Here is a 22,100-nt window from a genome sequence, read left to right as displayed (position 1 = left end):
AACTGGCGATGGCATGTGGACGAAGTCTTCATGAAAATCAACGGCGAGATGCACTACCTTTGGCGCGCTCTTGATCACGAAAGCGAAGTACTAGAAAGCTACGTCACGAAGCGCCGGGATTGCAAAGCCGCATTGAAATTCCTGCGAAAAACAATAAACCGGCACGGCATTCGGAAGTCCTCGTGCCCGACAGGCTACGATCCTACGGTGCTGCGATGAAAGTCATAGGCAACGCGCAGAAGCAAGAAACGGGACGCGGGCTGAACAACCAAGCTGAGAATTCACATCTTCCTTTTCGACGACGGGAACCCCTATGCTCCGCCCTCGGGGAATGGGAAGTTTGCAAAAATTTGACACCGCTCAAGCCTCGGTGCGCATCCATTTCAACCACGAACGCGCGCTTTACAGCAGAGACAGTTTTAAGCTGAACCGAACCGCTGCTCTCGTTGAGTTGCGCGGTCTTGGCTCGGCATAAAGGGCAGTCCCACTGTCCTGGTAAGGACCAGTGTGCATTCGTCTGACAGCACCTACTGAGGTCTTATGTGCGGCACGCAACCCAATGGATGGTATGGTTTATCCGAGCCATTTTCCTTAGTCTGAAAGACGTACATTTTGGACCGAAGTACCAGCGTCAGCGCTGGATGGCCCGACGCGCACGAGCAGTTGATTTGCACCAACTGAAATGACCACCAATGCGATCAAAGAGACAAGAAAAGCTTTCATGTTACGATGCCTCGGATTTGGATGGCTCTGATTTCAGGACCTCTTCGGCCCAAATGCTGTGGTGTTCGCGCGCCCATTGTTCTTCGACTTCACCCTTGCCCATTGCATCAAACGCACCTTCCATTCCCACTGAACCCAAATAAATATGTGCAATAATGATCGACATCAGAACCAGACTAACGATCGCGTGCCAAAGTTGTGCGTATAGCATTTCTTCTTGCGGCTGAAGTGGATACGGGAGATCGGGCATGCCAACCCATCCCGGCACACCCCAGCTATTGAGGGTCGAGAATGTATGCCCAAACATGTTGAATTCAAACGGGAAAAGAAGTGAAACGCCCGTGACCGAAATGGATCCGCCCAGAATGATCACGGCCCAGAAGATCAGTTTCTGACCCGCATTGAATTTCTTGGCCGGCGGGTGTGAGCCACCGAAAAGACCGCCTGCTTTGGCAAGCCAATTTAGATCAGTACGGTCAGGAATATTGTGCGCAACCCAGACGACAAAAATGATCACGAGCGCCACAATAAAGGCCCATGACACGTTGTTATGCACCCACTTGCTGCCAGTAGCCAAAACCGAAAACGCATCACGGCCGAAGACTGGTATCAGCACTTTACGTCCAAGAAGCGAGATCAAACCTGTCAGACCAAGAATAATGAATGATGATGCCAGTAGCCAATGACCGAACCGCTCGAAGGCTTTAAAGCGGGTGATTGTCCGGCCGGTTTTTTGGCCATCAATACGGATGCGCCCCCGGATCAAATAGAACAGCGCCAATGCCAAAAGTGTCCCACCAAGCAGATAAGCTGTCATTTGCAGCAAAGGGCCTTTGCGAAAGAGCAACCACCACATGCCTCCATCTTGAATCAACGTGGTCGATGCCGGGCCGCGGTTTTGGGTGGTAATATCAGCATTGCTATAACGGAACGCCCGCCACAGATCAGGGTCCGATGCGCCGCCCAAAGTACCCAATTGCTCTGTCATCGGTGCGGCTAAGTCAGGATTTCCCGTAACATCACTGCGAAAACTGTCGTCAATGACCTGACCCTCTTGGCGGCGCAGGATGTCCTCGAGTGTTTGTGCCCCGCCGGTGGATGCGCGCGGCGTGTCTATGACGTCTTGTGCCGCGACAGGCGCAGCAAGGGTCCAAAGCAAAGCAAAAAGGGTCATAAGACGCAGCATCGGAAATTCCTCTTTGTCAGATCAAAGAAGGGCGGCCCTGTGAAGGCCGCCCCTTTTCATGCATTGCAAAGTGGCGGTTAGCCGCCTTTTTGGTTGTAAGCTGTACCCCAACCCCATGCACCCGAGCCAAAGCCACGGGCGACAACACGCTCGCGATAAATATCGGAAACGATGTTACCGTCACCTGCGAGCAAAGCCTTAGTTGCACACATTTCGGCGCAAATCGGCAATTTGCCCTCAGCAATCCTGTTACGCCCATATTTCGCGAACTCCGCACTGGAGTTGTTTTCTTCAGGGCCACCGGCGCAGAAAGTGCATTTGTCCATCTTGCCGCGCGATCCAAAGTTGCCCGCCTGCGGGAACTGCGGCGCACCAAACGGACACGCGTAAAAGCAGTAACCACACCCGATGCACAAGTCCTTGGAGTGCAGCACAACACCATCGTCGGTTTGATAGAAGCAATCGACCGGACAGACGGCCATACACGGCGCGTCCGAACAGTGCATACACGCGACCGAGATCGACCGTTCCCCCGGTGAGCCGTCATTGATGGTGACGACCTTACGGCGGTTGATACCCCACGGCACCTCATGCTCGTTTTTACAGGCGGTGACGCAAGCGTTGCATTCAATGCAGCGTTCAGCATCGACGAGAAATTTTGCTCTAGCCATTCTACTTCTCCCTTATGCTGTCCAGATTTTGCAAAGAGTCGCTTTGGTCTCTTGCATCTGGGTTACGCTGTCATAGCCGTATGTTTGTGCTGTGTTGGAGGATTCACCCAATACAAACGGATCGGCCCCTTCTGGATATTTATCCCTTAGATCAACACCTTCCAGGTGTCCACCAAAGTGGAACGGCATGAATGCGACGCCTTCACCGACCCGTTCGGTGACCATGGCCATAACCTTGACCTTGCCACCTTCGGGGCCCTCAACCCAGACCTGCGCACCATCACGCACGCCCAAGTTATTGGCGTCACGTGTGTTGATCTCGACGAACATGTCTTGCTGCAATTCGGCAAGCCATGGGTTCGAGCGGCTTTCGTCGCCGCCACCCTCGTATTCGACCAAACGACCTGACGTCAGAATTATCGGATATTCCTTCGAGAAGTCATTTTTCTGGATCGAGGCGTACATGGTCGGAACGCGCCAGAACTTCTTGTCCTCGTAGGTCGGATAATCGGCCACCAAATCGCGTCTGTTCGAATAGAGCGGCTCGCGGTGTGTAGGCACCGGGTCCGGGAAGGTCCAGACGACGGCACGGGCCTTGGCATTGCCGAAGGGGGCGCAGCCATGGGCAATTGCAACTCGCTGAATCCCACCCGAAAGGTCGGTTTTCCAGTTGGTTTTCGGACCGGCAACCGCATCAATAGCGGCACGCTCATCAGCCGTCAGATCACCGTCCCATCCAAGATCCATCAGCATCTGCATGGTGAATTCTGGATAGCCATCCTCGATCTCCGACCCCGGTGTAAAGACACCTTCGGCCAATAGATTGTCACCGTCACGTTCCACACCAAAACGGGCGCGGAAGGTCAGACCACCTTCGGCAACCGGCAATGACATGTCATAAAGGTTCGCGGTGCCGGGGTGGTTCATCTCGGGTGTGCCCCAACTTGGCCAAGGCAGACCGTAAAAGTCCCCATCTGCCGGTCCACCAATGGCACGCAACGATGTGCGGTCAAAGGTGTGTTGGTTCGCCATGTGCATCTTCAGACGCTCTGGGCTTTGGCCAGTATAACCGATGGTCCACATGCCGCGGTTGAATTCGCGGGTAATGTCTTCGACGTTCGGCTCGCCACCTTCATCAATCGCAATGTTGCGGAAGATTTTGTCGTGGAAGCCGAACTTTTCCGAGAACATTGCCAAGATCGTATGATCCGGCAGCGATTCAAACAGTGGTTCGACCACTTTGTCGCGCCACTGAAGCGACCGGTTTGACGCTGTCACAGAGCCGCGTGTTTCGAATTGCGTGCACGCTGGCAGCAGGTAAACACCGTCTTCACGATCTTGCAGCACCGCCGACACAGTCGGATATGGGTCAACCACGACAAGCATGTCGAGCTTCTCCATCGCCGTTTTCATTTCCTTCAGACGGGTTTGGCTGTTTGGCGCATGGCCCCAAAGCACCATGGCGCGCACGTTATCGGGTTGATCGATGTCCGCCGCATCTTCCAAAATGCCATCAATCCAACGGCTGACCGGAATTCCCGTGAGGTTCATCATCGCGGTGTCGCCCACCGTTTCAGGTGAGAACCGGCCTTTGAGCCAATCAAGGTCTTCTTCCCAAACCCGGGCCCAATGTGCCCATGATCCAGCAGACAGGCCGTAGTAGCCTGGCAGCGTATCAGCAAGAACACCAAGGTCAGTTGCACCCTGCACGTTGTCGTGGCCACGGAAAATGTTGGTGCCGCCACCAGCGGTGCCCATATTCCCAAGTGCGAGCTGTAGGATGCAATAGGCGCGGGTGTTGTTGTTACCGTTGGTGTGCTGCGTGCCACCCATGCACCAAATCACAGTGCCGGGGCGGTTGTTTGCAAGGGTTCGCGCGACACGTTCCAGCTGGCTGCCGGGTGCGCCGGTGACGCGCTCAACCTCTTCGGGCGTCCAGCGGGCCACTTCTTCCTGGATCTGGTCCATCCCCCAAACACGCGTCCGGATGAATTCTTTATCCTGCCAGTCATTTTCAAAGATGTGCCACAGGATACCCCAAACCAGAGCGACGTCGCTGCCAGGCCGGAAGCGGACATACTCATCAGCATGCGCTGCAGTCCGCGTAAAACGAGGATCACACACGATCAACGGTGCGTTATTTTGCTCTTTGGCTTTGAGCATATGCAGCAGTGACACTGGGTGTGCCTCGGCTGGGTTGCCCCCGATCAAAAAGATCGCCTTGGAGTTATGGATGTCGTTGTAGCTGTTCGTCATGGCACCGTAGCCCCATGTATTTGCCACACCGGCAACAGTGGTCGAGTGACAAATCCGCGCTTGGTGATCGACGTTATTGGTGCCCCAATAGGCAGCAAACTTGCGGAACAGATAAGCCTGCTCGTTGTTGTGCTTGGCAGAACCAAGCCAGTAGACAGAATCCGGCCCGCTTTCTTCGCGGATTTTCATCATGCCGTCGCCGATCTCGGTGACCGCGGTTTCCCAGCTGATGCGCACCCATTCGCCGTTTTCTTTTTTCATCGGGTATTTCAGACGGCGTTCCCCATGTGCGTGTTCACGCACCGCAGAGCCTTTGGCGCAATGGGCACCGAGGTTGAACGGGCTGTCCCAGCCGGGCTCTTGCCCTGTCCAAACACCATTATCGACTTCGGCGATAACCGTGCAACCTACCGAACAGTGCGTGCAGACTGATTTAATTATTTCAACTGCACGGGTCGCGGCAGTTTGTGCTGTCGCTTGGGTAACTGTACCACCCGTTGCCGCGATTGCGGCCAAACCACCGATCGCAAGGCCTGATCCGCGCAAGAAACCGCGACGATCAATTCCGTTGGAACCTTTGTTCACCGTAATCGGTGAACGACCGGACCGGCGTGTATACCCGTTGGTCTTTTTCCTCAGCATTCTCTTCCTCCCTTATCCGATCTTACCGGATGATCTCTTGTTGGCCGCTCGGTGATGGCCCTAGTCGACCATGACAGCGGCCATGACACTTGCCTAAAAACGTGTACTTTCGAAATACGCGCGTGTGTGATCGGTATCTTGCATCGTCTCTGATGAAAGATCTGCAGGTTCGGCAGCGGCTTGTGTCGCGCCACCTGCTGCCACGGCAGCGGCTGCCGGTGCGGCGGTCCCGGCCAGTTTCAGAAAGTCACGGCGGCTCGCGCCTGCTTTTTTATCGGTCATAGGATGTCTCCCTTTTCTTATTTGGCGGGCGTCCCCACCGGTTATGCGGCAAGCCCGTCAGCTTGCGGTCATGCGAAATGCTTCTTTTTCGATCTCCATGAAGGCCAATCCGACCGCACCGACAGATGCGTAAAGGATTGATGATTTGGCCCCCTGCAGGTCATTGAAGTAGTGTGTAGCCCACGTGCCAATATGCAAGTTAAAGAATGTCTGTTGCTCGGCCACGCTTGCCACCCGCCCAAAGCGCCCAACGACCATACCTGCCATCATTTCCATCAATGAAGCGATGTTATCCTCTGGCTCAAACACGCCGTCTGCGCGCGTCATGCCAAAATCAGCCATGGTTGCGCGCAAGTTTGCCAGTGGCTTTTCATTTAAAAACCCTGTGAGATAGTAGCTCGCAAAGGGCAACAACTCCCCCCGGCCAAGACCAATGAACAGGGCATTATACTCGGTCTGCACAGCCTTCGGCTTTGATATCTTCGCAACCCGCGCCAACCCATTGATCGCTTGTCCAAGGTCTGTCTCATCGCCGGTGAGCGCGGCTGATTGATCCAACAACAGCTGATCAGGCGGACCTGCAAGCATTAGACCCAAATAGTTGTAAAGGTCCGCGCGCAGCCGATCTTCCTCTGGGACTTCTGCGACGGCGGCGGCAACATTCATGCGGTATCATCCTCAAACTGAAACCGCATCCGGCGGGGCGCAAATGGCGCTGACTCTTCATCAACCGCAGCGACTTCGTCGGTTACGGCAGTCCACTCATCCATTGCCTCGGCGACAACCTCCACCACGTCATCCTCAACCGCGGCCTCAATCTTCGCAACTTTGGGCTCGGCGTCTTTGAGGCGCTCAACTTCCAACAAATGGGCCAACATGCCCTTGCCAACCTGATAAGAGGTCTTGATCACACCTTGGCCAAGACTTTGGGCCAAATAATCGTCGTCGTAATCATTAAGCCCGTCAACACAGGCCAGCACAGGATTGCTCCGCCACAGTTTGCGCAGCGCACGTTTGCGCAGATGTTCCGGCACGGATTTGGACATGAACGCTTTGAAGTCATCGCCCAGCCCAAGGCTGTCCGGATCAGGCAGGCCAAGCTCTTCAAGTATATCTTCGTCAGATTTCTCTGCCAGCGCGTCTTGCTCTAGCGCAAGAGCAGCTTCACGTGCTGCAACGTCTTCCCTTTCAGCCTCGGCCGCGACGGCTGCGCGACGGCGTGACCATGACGACAGGACTTCGCTCAATTCAGCACCTCTTTGCGGCGCGGCGCACGATAGACATCGCTGACTTGACGGATGCGCGGGTCGCCAATTCCATCTTGGCTTTGATCAACCCGGGTTTTGTTCCGGCGACGTTTTACAAACGCCTCTTCCTCGTAGTGTTTTTCCACAAACGCAGTAATCCATGCGCAAAGTCCATCTGGCATTGGAATCTTTTCTACCAATTCCTCTGCGGAATCGCAATAATCCTGCGCCTCATAAGGGGAAGCCGTGACAAGTGCGACAGTCCATGGCGCAACCTCGCCTACATCGCTGGGCCGCAAGATCGCGTATACTGAGGGTGTCCGCGCTTGAAGCTCGTGCGCGTAGGCTTCTGCATCAGAGACATAGAGCGTCAAAGGAAGCGTTGCTGCATGGAATTCGGTGACATCGCCATCGCTTCGCAGCACTTTCCAATCGGCGGGTCCGGCGCCCGGCAACACGGCTGAAGCTTTCCAAGCATACTTAACCCACCGGGTTACACCGGCTGACCGCTTGACGACAACGCCGAGTGGTATCGACAATGAGTGAGGGTATTCAAACTTCAAGAGAGAGCCCTGTTGGTACTTATTTCTTAGAGCCATATTGACCCATAATCTGCGAAACGCAAAGACACTTTTTTGTCCGAAACATCGCAGGGAAATGATGCCGTAGTGCAGCATTCCCAAAGTCCTTCAAGAACAAATGCTTACATAACGATATGTGCGATCATGGGGCAGGGAATTGTTTCAATTGCTGCAACTGCGAAGGTCGCAGCGTCACAATCGCGCAGAAATTTTAGTTTACTGTCCTGTATTTTCCTGTCTAGCTGCGATGCGCCTTGCGTTCTTGAAAATCGAGGAAAACCATGTCGAAAACATTGTTGGTGTGTGACTGCCTCGTATCTCAGAATTTGGACGCTGCTGCTTTGGAAGTGGCCACTGGCCTACGCTGCGCCACGTGTTATTCAAGCCTATGCACCGATCAGATAGACATCGCAGCCAAAGCGATTGCGCAGGGCGATGTCGTGATTGCCTGCCAGCAAGAAGCACATCGTTTCGTCGCACTTGCCGAAGAGATGGACGCCAGCGCGCCTGATTTCGTCGACATCCGCGACCGTGCTGGCTGGACAGATGACGCCGGCGATACAACGCCAAAGATGGCCGCACTGATTGCAGATGCTGCTTTGATCCCACCGGCACAGAAGTCGTTTGATATTATCACAGAAGGCACCTGTCTGATTGTTGGAACGACCGATGTTGCACTGTCAGCCGCAGAAAAGCTTGGGGAGGCGCTGTCTGTCACCGTGCTGCTGGCCCCGGGCGCAGAGATTATTCCGACGCAAAGCTACGATACGGTCGTTGGAAATTTGCATCAAGCCACTGGAACACTTGGACGATTTGAGGTCCGCATCAATGAATTTCAGCAAAGTGTCTCAGGCGGGCGTGGCACACCTGCGATGACCCCGGCGCGGGATGGTGCTTTGTCTTACTGCGATATCATTCTTGATCTCACGGGCGGTGTCCCCCTCTTTCCCGCCCCAGAGAAGCGTGATGGATACCTGCGGGCCGACCCCAAAGGCCAGGGTGCTGTGGCGGATGCTATCTTTGCCGCAAGCCAGCTGGTCGGCACTTTCGAAAAGCCGTTTTATATCCGTATGGAGCCCAGCCTTTGTGCGCATTCGCGCGCCGAAAAGCCTGCGTGTTCAAATTGCCTGAATGTGTGCCCGACGGGCGCTATTGTCTCGGCCGGTGAGCATGTCAGCATCGATCCGATGATCTGTGCGGGATGTGGCGCATGTTCTGCCGTCTGCCCATCAGGTGCGATCAGCTATGATGCGCCGTCGTCCGACTTTGTCTTTCGCCGGATCCATACGTTGGCAAGCAGTTATCGCGCCGCAGGCGGAAAAGATGCCACACTTTTGGTTCATGACGATCACGGCGCACAGATGATCAGCCTAAGCGCGCGTTATGGCCGTGGATTGCCAGCGCATGTGATCCCCATGGAGGTCGAAGCCTTGGCCGGGTTTGGCCACGCAGAGATGGTTGGCGCACTGGCCAGTGGCTTTGCCCGCGTTGATATTTTGTTGGCACCCAAAACAGAACGTGACGCGTTAGTGCCGCAAGCAGAATTGGCCAATGCGATTTCACCGGGAACGGTCGCATTGCTTGATTTGGTGGACCCTGACGCGCTATCCGATCATCTGTTTGGGAACGCACCTATGACAGCGATCGCAAGCCCAATCCTACCCCTTGGAACACGCAGGCAAATTGCGCGATTGTCGGCAAAGGCCCTCAATCCCGATGCCGTGACACTGCCGTTGCCAGCAAACGCGCCTTATGGCGCTGTCATTGTCGATACAGCCGCTTGCACGCTGTGCTTGGCCTGTGTGTCACTCTGCCCGTCTGGCGCCTTGGGCGACAACGTTGATCTGCCGCAACTTCGGTTCCAAGAGGACGCGTGCCTGCAATGTGGACTTTGCGCCAATGTATGTCCCGAAAAAGCAATCACTTTGCAGCCGCAGTTTGATCTGACCGATGCTGCATTTACCCAGTCAGTTTTAAACGAAGAAGAACCCTTTGCCTGCATAGAATGCGGCAGCCTTTTCGGCGTTAAATCGACGGTCGAAAAGATCTCAGAAAAGTTGGCAGGAAACCATGCGATGTTCAAGAACCCAGACGCCGCGAGGATGATCCAAATGTGCGACAATTGCCGCATCAACGCTCAGTACCATTCAGATGATAATCCGTTCGCATCAGGCGAGAGGCCGCGTCCGCGCACTACCGACGACTATCTGTCCAAGCGCAAGGATCACTGATTTTGCAATGGGGCGCCAAGATCGGCCGGGGCAATTGTTGCCACGTAAGCGAGAATCGCCTCCAACTCGTCTTGGGTAACTTCAATCGGGACAATGGCAGGCGGCAGATTGGCAGGAAAAGGCGGCGTGATGCCTGCGACCTGTGTAAAGCTGGGGTGTGGATTCAGCACATAAAATGTGGCGAACCGATTTCGCCAATCGGTAATGCCGCGCATTACGGCAAAAGACGGCGCTTGGCCCATCCCATTCATCCGGTTGGTCTCGTTTACCACATGACAACGCCCGCAACGCGCCAGCGCCAAAGCCTGACCCTGAACCGGGTCGCCGTCAAATGCGATGTCAGCGATGGCAACCTCAACAACAATCTTGGCCGTGAAAAGTGGCACACCGTCGGGTTGGAACCCTGCAATCGTGCGCTTGCCGATGCCCGACAACAACCAATCTATAAAAAGGCTGGACCCGTCTGCGTCGTTTTGCGTGACGTGCCAAACCGTGCCCAGACCGACAAAGACAGGCAAGCCCTCTGCGCCGATCGCCACATCGCCACCGTCGGCAACTTGTTTAATCCGCACACCGTGTTTCAGCGAAAATCGCGGCAACAGATGCTGCAGAAACCCGGACTGGACAATTTCATCAGGGGCAGACAACGTGAACTCCCGGTCCTGCGCCAACACATGGCCGGGCAGAATCAAAAAGAGCAAGAGTGCCGCAAACTTCACATCAACCATCCCGTTTTGAACTGCGCAGAGACTAGGTGGCAGTCGGCAAAGCGGTCAAGCAATATGGAAACATCCCAATGAGCGACGATTTTAACATGTCGATGCGCAAGTTCCTCAAGCAGGTCGGCGTCACTTCGCAACAGGCCATCGAACAAGCCCTGCGCAAAGCCGGCGACACCAGTGGGCGCAGCTTTGAGGCCAAAGTTGTTCTGACGATTGACGGGCTGGAGCTTGAACACATTGTCACTGGCTCAATCGAAGGGCAATCCTAACGTGGCCATCACCCGCGAGACAGTCCTGTCCATCCTCAAAGACATCATTGATCCGATCAGTGGGACATCAATTACCGAAGCCGGGATCGTCAAAGCCCTCACGGTCGACGATGGCAATGTGCGCTTTGTCATGGAGGTCAACGGCAGCCATGCAGAGGCCTATACTGCCCTCAAGGATGATGCCGAGGCCAAGATCAAAGCGCGCGACGGTGTCGCATCTGTATCGGTTGTCATGACCGCACATAGTGCGCCCGCAGCGCCACCCGACCTCAAGCCACAGCGCGGGGGCGCGCCAAGTGGCCCTGAAAAGATCCCGGGTGTTGACCGCATTATCGCCGTTGCATCCGGCAAAGGTGGTGTCGGGAAATCCACTGTTGCATCCAACCTTGCCTGTGCGCTTGCCGCCGAAGGGCGTCGTGTTGGTTTGCTGGATGCGGATGTCTATGGTCCAAGCCAGCCGCGCATGTTGGGGGTTTCGGGCAGGCCTGCCTCACCAGATGGTAAAACGATCCTGCCAATGCGCAATTTCGGCGTCACCATGATGTCGCTGGGTTTGATGGCAAATGAAGACCAGGCTGTTGTCTGGCGCGGTCCAATGCTGATGGGGGCGCTGCAACAAATGTTGACCCAAGTGCAATGGGGCGCGCTGGATGTGCTGATCGTCGATCTACCCCCAGGCACCGGTGACGTGCAGATGACGCTTGCGCAAAAGTCACAGCTGGATGGGGCAATTATCGTTTCGACGCCGCAAGACATCGCTTTGCTTGATGCGCGCAAGGGCATCGATATGTTCAACCAATTGGGCACACCGCTGATTGGAATGATCGAAAACATGTCGACCCATATATGTTCGGCCTGCGGGCACGAGGAACATACGTTCGGGCACGGCGGCGTGGCGAAAGAAGCCGAAAAACTCGGTGTTCCTTTGTTGGCAGAAATCCCGCTGCATATGGATATCCGGCTCGCTGCGGATGGTGGTGCGCCTATTGTCGTGTCTAAGCCCGACAGCAGCCAAGCCGCAGCATTCCGCAATCTGGCCCGCGATCTGATTGCCAAGGGTCACGCATGATCACACCGTCGTTTCCACCGCTCTTTACTGGCCGGGATGCGAACGGCAATGATCCGTTTGCGCTGGCCTGTGCGACGGCTGAGGCAGGTTGCGATGCGGGTCTTGTGATCTACGATCTTGCGCCAAACACTTTACGTGCGGCGATCGTTTTTGCCCCCGATGTCTCATTGGCGAGGGCAGCTGTAATGCTGCCGATATGCGGGGTCGGATTTCAGAACGCACTCGGCGCGCTCGCACCACCTGAAGTGGGTGTGCATTTGGGTTGGGATGGAACGATTTATATCAATGGCGGGCGATGTGGGGCTATGCATATGGCGGCATCCGGTCAGCCAGAGGATGAGCCCGATTGGCTGGTCATCGATCTAACACTGGCCTTGTGGCCCGTCAGTGACGACACTGGCCTGACGCCGGATGACACGGCCCTTTATGCCGAAGGCTGCGCCGAGGTTGACGCAGTTGCCTTGCTCGAAGCATGGGTGCGCCATACGCTTGTTGGGATCAATGCGTGGGCTGACACCGGCACCGCACAACTTCATCGTGAATGGTCTGGACTTGCCCATGGATTAGAGGGCGAGATCACAGTCGCTGGCCAAACCGGCACCTACAGCGGGCTTGATGAAAACCTTGGCCTTTTGCTGAAGGTTGATGAAAAGACAATACTTGTCCCCCTCACTGGTCATCTGACGAGGCCCATATGATACTTGCCCGCGCAATACATTTTGACGAAAGCGACTCTCGCGTGTTCCACAATCCGGCGCGCACAGGCGAATGGTGCATTTCGGGAGGGTTTGAATTTTCAAACTGGGGAGAGGCCGATCTTGTCGGCAAAGCCAGACAGGCTTTTGCGAACGGCTGGATGGGGTGCGAGACCTTCGGCAGGGTCAGCTTTGTCGCCGTCACCCAGATTGAACCACAAGAACAAGACGCAATCGCGGGTCTGCTTGCGCAACACTTTGTTGATATCTACGGTGCGCCATCGCTTGATGCTGCACGCAACGTGGCTATGGAAGAAATCAACCAAATGGCAGAGCTTTGTGCCGATCATGCACCAAATACGCTGCTCACAGTGGCGCGCGAACTCACCGAAGCCGGGATCAAAGAGGCGTACCGTGTCATCGAACCTCAGGACGCGGACCTGAACCAGTTTGCGGTGCATGGATCACTCGATGAACCACCTCAACACTGATCACCCTGGTTTAGCGTTAAAAACAAAGAGCGTTTCACCATTGATGGAATAGCCGTTGATCAACGCCTCAGCGCGGGGACTTGTCAGCCAATTTTCAAGCGCCATTGCCAAATCACTGCGGACATTGTCGTTCTTATTGGGGTTCACAGGGAGGTACGCGTATTGGTTAAACAGCGCGGGATCACCGGAATAAAGCAGCGCCAGTCCAGCTTTATTGGCAAAGTTCAGCCAACTGGCCCGATCTGATAGGACATAGGCATCCATTGCGGCGGCGGTGTTCAACGCGTGGCCCATGCCAGCGCCTACCGAGCGATACCAGTTATCAAATGCACCCACATCAAAGCCAGCTTGCGCCCAAACCGCCAACTCGGCCTTGTGAGTCCCACTGTCATCGCCACGACTGACGAAAATCGGCTGAGCGTTAGCGATACGTTGCAATGCATCTGCGGCACTGGCTGCATCTGCAATGCTTGCCGCATCTGTCGTGGGGCCGATCAAGACAAAATCATTGTACATAATCTCGCGCCGGTGAGTACCATGGCCTGCGGCAACGAAGGCCTCTTCGGCCACTTGGGAATGGACCAAAACTGCATCGACATCGCCGGCTTCGCCCAGTCGCAGCGCTTGTCCGGTTCCAACGACAAGCAACTGCACGTCTAGGTCAAGATCATCCTGAATGGCAGGCAACAGCACATCCGCCAATCCCGAGCTATCAAAAGACGTGGTTACCGCCAAACGCATCTCATCAGCCGCACTGGCCATAGCCCAAAACGCGACGATAACCGCCAGAGCACTTCTGATCATATCACAATATCCCCTCTTAAAAACGCCGCCAGCTCTTTGGTTGCTGGACGCGTGAATGCAGCCTCTGCACCGCTGACATCATGTACTTTGCCATCCAGCATAAAGACTAAATCCCGCGCAAGTCTACGGGCCTGCCCCATATCGTGGGTCGACATCACAAGTCGGGTTCCGGCTGCAGAGGCTTCTTGCAGCAGCGCCTCGATCTCGCGCGTGGCGTGGCCATCGAGGTTCGCGCATGGCTCGTCCAGAAACAGCACCTGCGGTTTGCGAATAAGGGCCCGTGCAATGGCGAGCTTTTGCCGCTCTCCGCCTGACAGCCGCATCGCTGGGCTATGACGAGCATCGCTGAGACCAATGCGCTCTAGCCAATGATCCACCGCTTGCTTAATTTCGGGCTTCGGCGTTTTGATAAGGCGCAGCGGATAGGCAAGATTTTCACAAACCGATCGCCGCAAGACGATTGGCGACTGAAAGACAAAGGCGTGCTGCGATGGATCATCATGCTGCCAAGTCACTGTTCCACTTGTGACCCGTTCAATCCCATGCATCACGCGCAACACCGTCGTCTTACCCGACCCGTTTGGCCCTATAATGATCGTTGGACCGTCGGGCGGAAGCACAAGATCGGTCGGGCCAATAACAACCTTGCCGCTTCGGCGCACCAGCACTTGGTGAAGGGTGAGTGGGAACATCTGTGTCACCAGCGTCCCTCCTGCTCAGTCTGCGATAACGTATGGATCGCGAGGTTCACCAAGATCGCCAGCCCAATCAAGACAAAGCCAAGACCAAGAGCGAGCGCAAAATCACCTTTTCCCGTTTCGAGGGCAATGGCCGTGGTCAAAACGCGGGTCACATGATCGATATTGCCACCCACAATCATAATCGCGCCCACCTCACCAATCGCGCGTCCAAATCCGGCAAGTGCAGCGGTTAACAAATTTCGCCTGCCGTCCCAGATCAGCGTCAGTATACGTTGCCTTTTGGAGGCATTCAGCGAGATCAGCAAATCATGGTATTCAGCCCAAAGTTCGCGCATGGATTGATGTGCAATCGATGCGATCACGGGCGTGATGATGATGACTTGGGCGATGATCATGGCTGTCGGAGTAAACAGCAGGTTGAGCACTCCGAATGGCCCTGAGCGTGACAACAAAATGTAGACGACCAACCCAACAACCACAGGCGGCAGACCCATCAGCGCGTTGATGAAAGATATCACAAATCGGCGATACCGAAAGCGTTGCACCGCGAGATACGTTCCCAGTGGGATCGCGATGAGCGAGGCAATCAATAGTGCTGTCAGGGTGACACGCAACGACCGCAGGCTAATTTCCCAAAGCTCGGCGTCAAATGTGATGACCAGGAAAAATGCTGCTTTCAGACCCTCTAAAATTTCAACCATGGACGCATTGCACTTGCTTTATTGCGGAGAATCTAAGGTCCGGTTTTTAAGAATATAATACAATAGCCAATCTGGGTCGGGCAGTTGCCAGGTCCCGTGATGGTTCAAATTCGTTCTCAGCCATTTTTTAGGACACATCGGGATCGTAGATGCACCGCGATAGCATTTCACTTGTGGCGAGCGACTGCCTACCGCCCCCTTCTGATGCACTTCGCAACATCACCGCAGGAAATAGCACCCTGATGTGATGCCGTGGAGGCCTCTCTCTCATCGCTGCAAGCAGTGCCTGCTAGGCAATGCGTGGCAACGCGGCTCAAATGAAAATATCAACCGGCTGCTGAGGCAATATCTGCCGCGCGGAACCGATCTGTCTGTCCATTCGCAAGCAAAGCTAAGTGCGATTGCCAGGCAGCTCAACGAACGGCCTAGAGAGACCCTGCAATACCAAACCCCAGCAGAGACATTTGCTGAGTGTATTGCGTCGATCGGTTGACTCCGCCGCCAAGACTCACCAGGTACCGTGTCCACATTTTCGAACGAGCAGCCAATTGGCGCCGATTGGGGCGGCCCAAATCTACCGAGAAGAATTCAGGCCGAGATGCAGTTTCTGCTCCCGCTCCGCCTCGTGTCATAAGACGGTCAAGTCTCAGGAGTTGATGGGCTGCGTTGTCACTCCAGCAGATCAAGTTCCTCAACAATTGCATCAAGCGTTTCGGCCCTTTGCTTCACCGTGACAGCATTCTTCCCAACAAAAGCAATCGCAAGTAAACGCAACATAGACACCACTGTCGCATGGGTGTTGAGCATGCCGTAGCTTGCGACGTGGCAAGGCAAAACCGTTTCAGAGAAACGTTCCGCCTGCGCCTGATAGCGATGATCAGTGATTGTTATGATGCGCATCCTGGATGTCCGCGCGTAAGCCAGCAAGGAGCGTAAAAGCTTTGGTCGTGTCTCCAGCGATACGAGTACAAGTGCATCACGCGGGCCCATCATCGCCAAATCGCTGGCCCAATCCTGCCCTGCACCATCGAGATAGTGCACATCGTGTCGCAATCGCGAGAAAAGCGTCTTGCCAATGCGTGCCACGCCATCTTCGGCACCGAAACCTAAGAACCAAATCCGTGGTGCAGTTGACAGGATTTCGGCGACCTCTGGCAGCCGGTCTGAGCGCAGTTCTTCAAAAGTGCGGGTCAAGTTGCGGAGCTCAAGATCCAAGTGGTCGACAATGGACCGGCCCAGAATAACCTGATCAGGGGCGCTTTCTCTTTGGGCATAGGGCTGCGTCCGATCGCGCTCTTCGCGCGCTTGCAGGCGGACTTCCTCAAAATCAACATATCCCAAGCTGCGAAAAAAACGGGCCGTCGTCGCTTTGGACACTCCAGCCATATTGGCAAGTTCCGTCGCGGTGTGAGTTTCTATAAGGCCCTGATTTTCAAATAAAACGCTAGCGATTTTTTGTTCGCTGCTGGTGAGACGCGCCTGTTTTTCGTGAATGCGGAGGATGAGTCGTGATGCCATGAAAAAGGAATATCCTGTGTCGTTCTCAGATTCAACTTGACCATTGAAACAAAAGTTTCATTATTATGAAACACTGAAACGCGAAGGAATCGCAATGTCTACATCAAAGGTCATCCGAGAACGGATTTGGACAAAACTGCGCGATGTTGCAAAGCCCGATACGCGGTTCCATCTGAATTTCGCCGAAGTCATCCCCGATTTCGAAGGATCAGACATGGCAACCGACCACTTGGTCGCGGAAGACGCTTACACTGCATCTAACTTCGCCTTTATCACGCCCGACAACTGTCTTGCCGACCTGCGCCGCCGCATGATCGAAGATGGCAAGCCCTTCGTGATGTCAACCTATGGCATTTATCGAGGCTTTGTTCTGATGGAACCTGAAAATGTTCCAGAGGGTGCCGCGCTCTACGCCTCTTGGCTGGACGGGATGGAGCACTTCGGCACTCCGATCACGTTGGAAGAAATTGCGAAACGCGGTCGCTTTGACCTGATGGTGACGGGAGCTTCTGCCGTCTCCAAGAACGGTGTTCGTTTCGGCAAAGGGCACGGGTTCTTTGATCTGGAATGGGGCATGTTTACCGACCTCGGTTTGGTCGATGAGACAACTCCGGTGATGGCCGTCGTACATGATATACAAATGGTCGACGATCAGCTGCAGCCGTCCGAGACCGACATTTTGGTCGACAAGATCGCGACCCCGACACAGATGTATACAGTGGAACGCCGCGCCAAACGCCCTAGCGGCGTAAAGTGGCCATTGTTGGAACCCAAACAAATCGCTCAAACACCACCGCTGCAGGAATTGCAGCGCATCCAAGGCCTTGCCTGACACCATCCAACAGGAGACGAATGACATGACATTAAGACTAAACCGCCGCCATTTCTTGGGCACTGTTGGTGCCGCAGCCGCTGCATCAGCCCTTCCGATGCGAGCCATGGCTGCGACGCCAATGACCATGCAGGCCGCGTGGATAAATGACGCCGAATTTGCAGGCTATTTCCTAGCCATGGACCAAGGGTATTATGCCGACGAGGGTCTGGACCTTACCTATCTGTCTGGCGGCCCTGATGTGATCCCTGAAAGCACCATCATCGCGGGTCGCGCCGATCTGGCACTGACCACACCAGACACAACGATCAAAGCGATTGTTGATCAGGGCGCGCCCTTCAAGATCATCGGCGCACAGTACCAAAAGAACCCTATCGGAATCGTGTCGCTGGTTGGCAGCGGCATCAATTCACCCACCGATCTAGTCGGCAAGACTCTTGCTGTGCCTCCGGTAAACGTGATTTCTGTCGAAGCAATGCTGAAGTTGAACAACATTGCTCCCAGCGACGTGAACATCGTCCCTTACGCCTATGACCCGACCCCGTTGATCAAAGGCGAGATCGATGCGAGCCTCGATTTTACAACCAACGTTCCCTACACAATCAGCCAGCAAGGGGCCGAGGCCACGTCGTTCCTTCTTTATGACTTTGGCTATACGACCTATAACGACACTGTCGTGGTGACCGACGAAATTCTGAACACCAAACGCGCGGAGCTGGTCGCTTGGTTGCGCGCTAGCCGCAAGGGCTGGGTTGAAAACAACGCTGACACAACCGTTTGGCCGCCAAAGTGGGCAGATACACATTTTGCAGGTACCGGACGGACCATCGATAACGAGGTCTTTTTCAACGGAGCTCAAAAGCCGTTGATGGAAAACCCAGCGGGAGTCTTTGCGATGACCGAAGAAGGCATCGAAGCAAACCTCGGTGCTTTGGCTGAAGTTGGCATCGTCGGTTCGCGCGACATGTTCGACACAACCTTGCTTGAAGAAATCTGATGACCACCCCGGACGGGATTTCCCTTTCCGGGGTCGGCAAGATCTTTGAAGGACGCGGAAGGACGGTTGAGGCGTTGCGCGATGTGACGCTGCACTGTCCACCTGCGTCCTTCACCGCGTTGATCGGCCCGTCCGGCTGCGGCAAGTCGACAGCTCTGCGCATCGCTTTGGGGCTAGAGACCGCGGATGCCGGCGACGTTTTGATCAATGGCGAACCGCCTGTGGTGGCTGCGAGATCTGGTAAGACTGGCGTTGCATTTCAGGACTCCGCACTGCTGCCGTGGCGCAGCGTGCGTCGCAATGTCGAGATGCCGCTGGAGGTCATCGGGCTGAACCGCAAGGCCCACGCGGCCCAAGTGCAGGCGATGATTGAGCTTGTGGGGTTGAAGGGGTTTGAGAACTCGCTCCCCGGTGAACTTTCCGGGGGCATGCGCCAGCGCGTTGCTATTGCCCGCGCGCTTGTCACAAAGCCCAGCGTCTTGTTCATGGACGAACCCTTCGGTGCATTGGATCAAATCTTGCGCCGTCAGATGAACGTTGAGCTGCAACGTGTCTGGCAGGAGACAAGCTCGACGGCCCTGCTTGTCACCCACGGTATAGATGAGGCCATTTTTCTGGCCGACCGTGTCGCTGTGATGCACGCAAATCCAGGTCGGATTGTCGAAACAGTTGACGTCCCTTTTGAGCGTCCCCGCCATCCTGACTTGTTCTCAAATCCAAGGTTCCATGCGCTGACAGATCGGATCGCTTCGGTGCTGCATGGCTAGGGTGCCCACAGGTCTGCGTAATATCGTAATCCTTCTTCTGATTTGGGAGATAGCAGGCCGCCTTGAGCTGGTCGCAAGCGGTGCGTTGCCGGGGTTTTCAGAAATCCTGATCCGCCTTTGGGAAGATCGCGCCGATTATCCGCGTCACATCTGGGCCACACTCTATGCCTCTGGACTGGGGTTCCTGATCGGCAATGCGGTGGCGCTGATAGCAGGGGTGGCTTTCGCGATGTCACCGACATTGTTACGCTTATTTCGGGGCGTGAACATCGCCATTTTTGCGTTACCGCCCATCGCCATTGCACCAATCCTCGTGCTTACCCTGTCAGGCATGGCACCTCGCGTCGTCCTTGCCGCATTGGCCGTCTACTTCGTCACCATGACAGCGACCGTGATCGGGCTGAGCCAGTCAGACAATCGGGTCAGCGATGTGGTTCGGGCGTATGGCGGTAGTCGTTGGCGCATTCTGCGGCTGGTCCAAATGCGCGGCGCGTTGCCCACCATTATCACGGGCTTTCAGATTGCTGCTCCAAACGCGGTATTGGGTGCAATTCTGGCCGAATTTGGCGGAGGAGGACGCTGGGGCCTTGGAACCTACCTGCTTGGGTCGCTTGGTCGTGGAGAACCAGACAGGCTTTGGGGCATCGGACTGATCGCAACCGCAATTGCGGGTGTGGGCTATCTGATCTTTGCGCTGATTGCACGGCGCTTGCTGGGAGCAAGCCGCGCTGTAACGCTGAACACAGCAGCACCGGGCGGTGCAGTGCTTCCTGCGTCGCCACTGCACCGGATCGCGATGCTGGTTGGTATTGTATCCCTTCCTTTCCTTTTGTGGTGGGTCTTCATCGCACTGACAGGCGTGCCCGCAATGATCGCGAAAACACCGTGGGGGGTGATCGATTATCTGTTTTTGGCAAAGACGGCTCCCGTTGCACAGGCAAAGCTATTGCAGGCTTTGGCAGAGACCCTCCCGATCACATTAGTGGGCATGGCCGCTGGCATTGGCTTTGCCTTCCTGTTGGCAATCTCAACGCGGCTGTTCCCAAACGCCATTCGTGCCTTCATGCCTGTAGCGCTTGTTACGCAAACGATGCCACTGGTCGCACTAACTCCACTGCTGGTGCTCATCTTTGGGCGAGGCACCTCTCTGACGCTTTGGGTAACCATCTCGGTGACGTTCTTTCCCGCCTTCGTCACCCTGGCTCAAGGAATAGCGCTAGTTCCGCGCAGCGCACATGATCTACCGCGCGCTTACGGTGCAACGGCCTGGCAAGAAATGCGGATGGTCACGATCCCAGCATCCCTTCCTTATCTATTTGCCGCCACGCGTCTTACGGTCCCGAGGGCTTTGCTTGGCGTCATGATTGCAGAGTGGCTGGCCACCGGACGTGGACTTGGCAATTTGCTGAACCAATCGCGCGGCTATCTGGATTTCGGGATGATCTGGACGGTTGCATGCGTCTCGGTGCTCTTGTCCGTCGCCCTGTACCAGTTAGTCGTTGTTATTGAACGTAGAGTACTGCAGCATTTAGGCATGAAAACCGCAGAATGAAGCCATCAACCCAAGCGAACGCCTTCAACAAGATAGATCTTGCCACTTTCACCACCAACTAAACAAAGTCGACCCGTTTAAGTCGGATTGAAAAACCGATGGCGGCACTGTCTGTCCGGTCTGCTTTTTTGGCCCAGAGACGCCGTCTGCCCACCATCCCGATGCCACGCTTTCTGCTTTCGCAGTGCGGTCATTCGTGAATTGGGGATGTTCAATCAGTTCGATTTGAATGACACCAGTGTCACCGCTCTTTGCATCCGAGCGTTTCTATTAAAAATATTGTTTCTCAGCCGCCTATGGGATTATTTCGCCGTCCTACATGCCCGACAAGAGCCTCTCTAAGCGGCGTTTCAGACGTTCGCGTTCCGGTTCGGCCGCTTTCAGGATTTCCTTGATCTTCAAGAAGTCATGCGCACCGAAATGGTCAATATTCGGCGATATTAGGATGTCTGGTTTGGAAAATTCGCTTTGTAGCTTCGTGATTTGTTTTTGGAGGATTTGAGTAGCCCCCAGAAGAAGCTCGGTTGGCCCCGGGTCGGAAGTCCTGCTTTGAGGTCGAGGGGTCCCGGTCACGTCTACAGCAATCAGCAAACCACACCCTTTTCTGCGCACCTGATCCATCGGGACTGGGTTGGTATAGGCTCCGTCGATTAAGACTTTGCCATTGAGCTTTGGGGCCGAAAACAAACCCGGAATTGCGATTGATGCGGCGACCGCTGTTTCAAGGTCACCGGTTTCGATCGTCACTTCCGTTGCGGTGTAAAAATCCGTCGTGCTGATTGCGAGCGGAATGAGCGTGTCTTCAACGCGCTTGGCCATCCCGGGCGGAGAGACCAACTGCACAATACCAAGACCATTGAGTGAGATTGGCCGGGAAAACGACAGATTGATCGGTCTGGATGCGGAGCGATTGCTGCCTGACCAAAACAGCTGCCGCGCAGCCTTTGCGGGCGTGCCGAGAACTGACAATGTATGATCACGTATCTCGGCGGCGCTCATGCCGGAGGCATATGCAGCGCCAAGCAATGCTCCGATAGAGCAACCAGCAACGAAATCGGGCTTTATGCCTAACTGATCAAAAGCCTCAAGCACCACGATGTGAGCAATTCCACGCGCAGCGCCACCGCCAAGTGCAAGTCCAATTGTGGGTTGAGATGTCATCT

22 protein-coding genes and 2 pseudogenes are annotated in these 22,100 nt (G+C 55.1%); 11 read left to right on the top strand and 13 right to left on the bottom strand.

The window, feature by feature from the left end:
• Positions 1-475, top strand: a pseudogene (locus tag Q1B15_RS15185) (DDE-type integrase/transposase/recombinase); the annotation flags it as partial.
• 249 nt (positions 476-724) lie between these two features.
• Here the strand turns inward: Q1B15_RS15185 and Q1B15_RS15180 are convergent.
• The 7 genes from Q1B15_RS15180 to Q1B15_RS15150 all read right to left on the bottom strand — a co-directional run bounded on the left by Q1B15_RS15180 (position 725) and on the right by Q1B15_RS15150 (position 7,570).
• Positions 725-1,909 (bottom strand): formate dehydrogenase subunit gamma, encoded by a 1,185-nt coding sequence (locus Q1B15_RS15180; protein ID WP_299755072.1) that lies wholly within the window; start codon positions 1,907-1,909, stop codon positions 725-727.
• Positions 1,910-1,986: 77 nt separating this feature from the next.
• Positions 1,987-2,580, bottom strand: coding sequence for a formate dehydrogenase FDH3 subunit beta (gene fdh3B / locus Q1B15_RS15175; protein ID WP_299755069.1), 594 nt, complete (start codon positions 2,578-2,580; stop codon positions 1,987-1,989).
• Positions 2,581-2,592: 12 nt separating this feature from the next.
• Positions 2,593-5,478 (bottom strand): formate dehydrogenase subunit alpha, encoded by a 2,886-nt coding sequence (locus tag Q1B15_RS15170; RefSeq protein WP_299755067.1) that lies wholly within the window; start codon positions 5,476-5,478, stop codon positions 2,593-2,595.
• A 93-nt stretch (positions 5,479-5,571) separates the two neighbouring features.
• Complete coding sequence (locus tag Q1B15_RS15165) at positions 5,572-5,760, bottom strand: twin-arginine translocation signal domain-containing protein (protein WP_299755064.1); 189 nt, start codon at positions 5,758-5,760, stop codon at positions 5,572-5,574.
• Between the two features lie 57 nt (positions 5,761-5,817).
• Positions 5,818-6,426 carry a molecular chaperone TorD family protein gene (locus tag Q1B15_RS15160; RefSeq protein ID WP_299755061.1) on the bottom strand — a complete coding sequence of 203 codons (609 nt, stop codon included), beginning with the start codon at positions 6,424-6,426 and terminating at the stop codon, positions 5,818-5,820.
• A complete protein-coding gene (locus Q1B15_RS15155) occupies positions 6,423-7,007 on the bottom strand; it encodes a DUF3306 domain-containing protein (protein ID WP_299755059.1) in 585 nt (194 codons plus the stop codon). Before Q1B15_RS15155 ends, Q1B15_RS15160 begins: the two co-directional genes overlap by 4 nt.
• Positions 7,004-7,570: a DUF3305 domain-containing protein gene (locus Q1B15_RS15150; RefSeq protein WP_299755056.1), complete on the bottom strand. Its 567-nt coding sequence runs from the start codon at positions 7,568-7,570 to the stop codon at positions 7,004-7,006. The genes Q1B15_RS15155 and Q1B15_RS15150 overlap by 4 nt, the downstream gene beginning before the upstream one ends.
• A gap of 299 nt (positions 7,571-7,869) precedes the next feature.
• Here Q1B15_RS15150 and Q1B15_RS15145 point away from each other — a divergent pair, with 299 nt between their 5' ends.
• Positions 7,870-9,819, top strand: a complete 1,950-nt coding sequence (locus tag Q1B15_RS15145) for a 4Fe-4S binding protein (protein WP_299755053.1) — start codon at positions 7,870-7,872, stop codon at positions 9,817-9,819.
• On the opposite strand, the gene Q1B15_RS15140 is transcribed toward Q1B15_RS15145, so the two are convergent.
• Complete coding sequence (locus Q1B15_RS15140; protein WP_299755051.1) at positions 9,813-10,538, bottom strand: cytochrome c; 726 nt, start codon at positions 10,536-10,538, stop codon at positions 9,813-9,815. The genes Q1B15_RS15145 and Q1B15_RS15140 overlap by 7 nt on opposite strands.
• A 77-nt stretch (positions 10,539-10,615) precedes the next feature.
• Here Q1B15_RS15140 and Q1B15_RS15135 point away from each other — a divergent pair, with 77 nt between their 5' ends.
• From Q1B15_RS15135 to Q1B15_RS15120, 4 genes are read left to right on the top strand one after another with little or no spacing between them, the layout of a single operon-like run.
• The gene (locus Q1B15_RS15135; protein WP_299755048.1) at positions 10,616-10,810 is read left to right on the top strand and encodes a DUF6494 family protein; all 195 of its coding nucleotides are present in this window, start codon (positions 10,616-10,618) and stop codon (positions 10,808-10,810) included.
• Between the two features lies 1 nt (position 10,811).
• On the top strand, positions 10,812-11,879 hold the full coding sequence (locus Q1B15_RS15130) for an Mrp/NBP35 family ATP-binding protein (RefSeq protein WP_299755046.1): 1,068 nt from the start codon (positions 10,812-10,814) through the stop codon (positions 11,877-11,879).
• The gene (locus Q1B15_RS15125) at positions 11,876-12,577 is read left to right on the top strand and encodes a biotin/lipoate--protein ligase family protein (protein ID WP_299755044.1); all 702 of its coding nucleotides are present in this window, start codon (positions 11,876-11,878) and stop codon (positions 12,575-12,577) included. The genes Q1B15_RS15130 and Q1B15_RS15125 overlap by 4 nt, the downstream gene beginning before the upstream one ends.
• On the top strand, positions 12,574-13,065 hold the full coding sequence (locus Q1B15_RS15120; RefSeq protein WP_299755041.1) for a DUF6505 family protein: 492 nt from the start codon (positions 12,574-12,576) through the stop codon (positions 13,063-13,065). The genes Q1B15_RS15125 and Q1B15_RS15120 overlap by 4 nt, the downstream gene beginning before the upstream one ends.
• Here the strand turns inward: Q1B15_RS15120 and Q1B15_RS15115 are convergent, their stop codons facing one another.
• The 3 genes from Q1B15_RS15115 to Q1B15_RS15105 are packed head-to-tail and all read right to left on the bottom strand — an operon-like array spanning position 13,066 to position 15,271.
• On the bottom strand, positions 13,066-13,869 hold the full coding sequence (locus Q1B15_RS15115) for a substrate-binding domain-containing protein (protein ID WP_299755038.1): 804 nt from the start codon (positions 13,867-13,869) through the stop codon (positions 13,066-13,068). It abuts the gene before it with no gap.
• Positions 13,866-14,561 carry an ATP-binding cassette domain-containing protein gene (locus Q1B15_RS15110; RefSeq protein WP_299755075.1) on the bottom strand — a complete coding sequence of 232 codons (696 nt, stop codon included), beginning with the start codon at positions 14,559-14,561 and terminating at the stop codon, positions 13,866-13,868. The genes Q1B15_RS15115 and Q1B15_RS15110 overlap by 4 nt, the downstream gene beginning before the upstream one ends.
• Before the next feature lie 5 nt (positions 14,562-14,566).
• Positions 14,567-15,271 carry an ABC transporter permease gene (locus Q1B15_RS15105; protein WP_299755035.1) on the bottom strand — a complete coding sequence of 235 codons (705 nt, stop codon included), beginning with the start codon at positions 15,269-15,271 and terminating at the stop codon, positions 14,567-14,569.
• A 295-nt stretch (positions 15,272-15,566) separates the two neighbouring features.
• Here Q1B15_RS15105 and Q1B15_RS15100 point away from each other — a divergent pair.
• Positions 15,567-15,764: pseudogene (locus tag Q1B15_RS15100) on the top strand (IS30 family transposase); the annotation flags it as partial.
• A gap of 176 nt (positions 15,765-15,940) precedes the next feature.
• Here the strand turns inward: Q1B15_RS15100 and Q1B15_RS15095 are convergent.
• Positions 15,941-16,789 carry a MurR/RpiR family transcriptional regulator gene (locus Q1B15_RS15095; RefSeq protein WP_299755033.1) on the bottom strand — a complete coding sequence of 283 codons (849 nt, stop codon included), beginning with the start codon at positions 16,787-16,789 and terminating at the stop codon, positions 15,941-15,943.
• Between the two features lie 94 nt (positions 16,790-16,883).
• Here Q1B15_RS15095 and Q1B15_RS15090 point away from each other — a divergent pair, with 94 nt between their 5' ends.
• Genes Q1B15_RS15090 through Q1B15_RS15075 form a run of 4 tightly spaced genes read left to right on the top strand, consistent with a single transcriptional unit; the run spans position 16,884 to position 20,937 of the window.
• A complete protein-coding gene (locus Q1B15_RS15090; protein WP_299755031.1) occupies positions 16,884-17,621 on the top strand; it encodes a 5-formyltetrahydrofolate cyclo-ligase in 738 nt (245 codons plus the stop codon).
• 25 nt (positions 17,622-17,646) lie between these two features.
• A complete protein-coding gene (locus Q1B15_RS15085) occupies positions 17,647-18,618 on the top strand; it encodes an ABC transporter substrate-binding protein (RefSeq protein ID WP_299755028.1) in 972 nt (323 codons plus the stop codon).
• Positions 18,618-19,385: an ABC transporter ATP-binding protein gene (locus tag Q1B15_RS15080; protein ID WP_299755024.1), complete on the top strand. Its 768-nt coding sequence runs from the start codon at positions 18,618-18,620 to the stop codon at positions 19,383-19,385. Before Q1B15_RS15085 ends, Q1B15_RS15080 begins: the two co-directional genes overlap by 1 nt.
• Entirely contained in the window at positions 19,378-20,937 is a 1,560-nt protein-coding gene (locus Q1B15_RS15075; protein WP_299755022.1) for an ABC transporter permease subunit, read from the top strand. Before Q1B15_RS15080 ends, Q1B15_RS15075 begins: the two co-directional genes overlap by 8 nt.
• A gap of 315 nt (positions 20,938-21,252) precedes the next feature.
• On the opposite strand, the gene Q1B15_RS15070 is transcribed toward Q1B15_RS15075, so the two are convergent.
• Positions 21,253-22,098, bottom strand: a complete 846-nt coding sequence (locus Q1B15_RS15070) for a patatin-like phospholipase family protein (protein WP_299755019.1) — start codon at positions 22,096-22,098, stop codon at positions 21,253-21,255.
• Positions 22,099-22,100: the final 2 nt, after the last annotated feature.

Source organism: uncultured Boseongicola sp. (assembly GCF_937988555.1).
Classification (GTDB): domain Bacteria; phylum Pseudomonadota; class Alphaproteobacteria; order Rhodobacterales; family Rhodobacteraceae; genus Boseongicola.
Note: the sequence above shows the minus strand (reverse complement) of the source record. Positions and strands in the feature narration are given on the sequence as shown.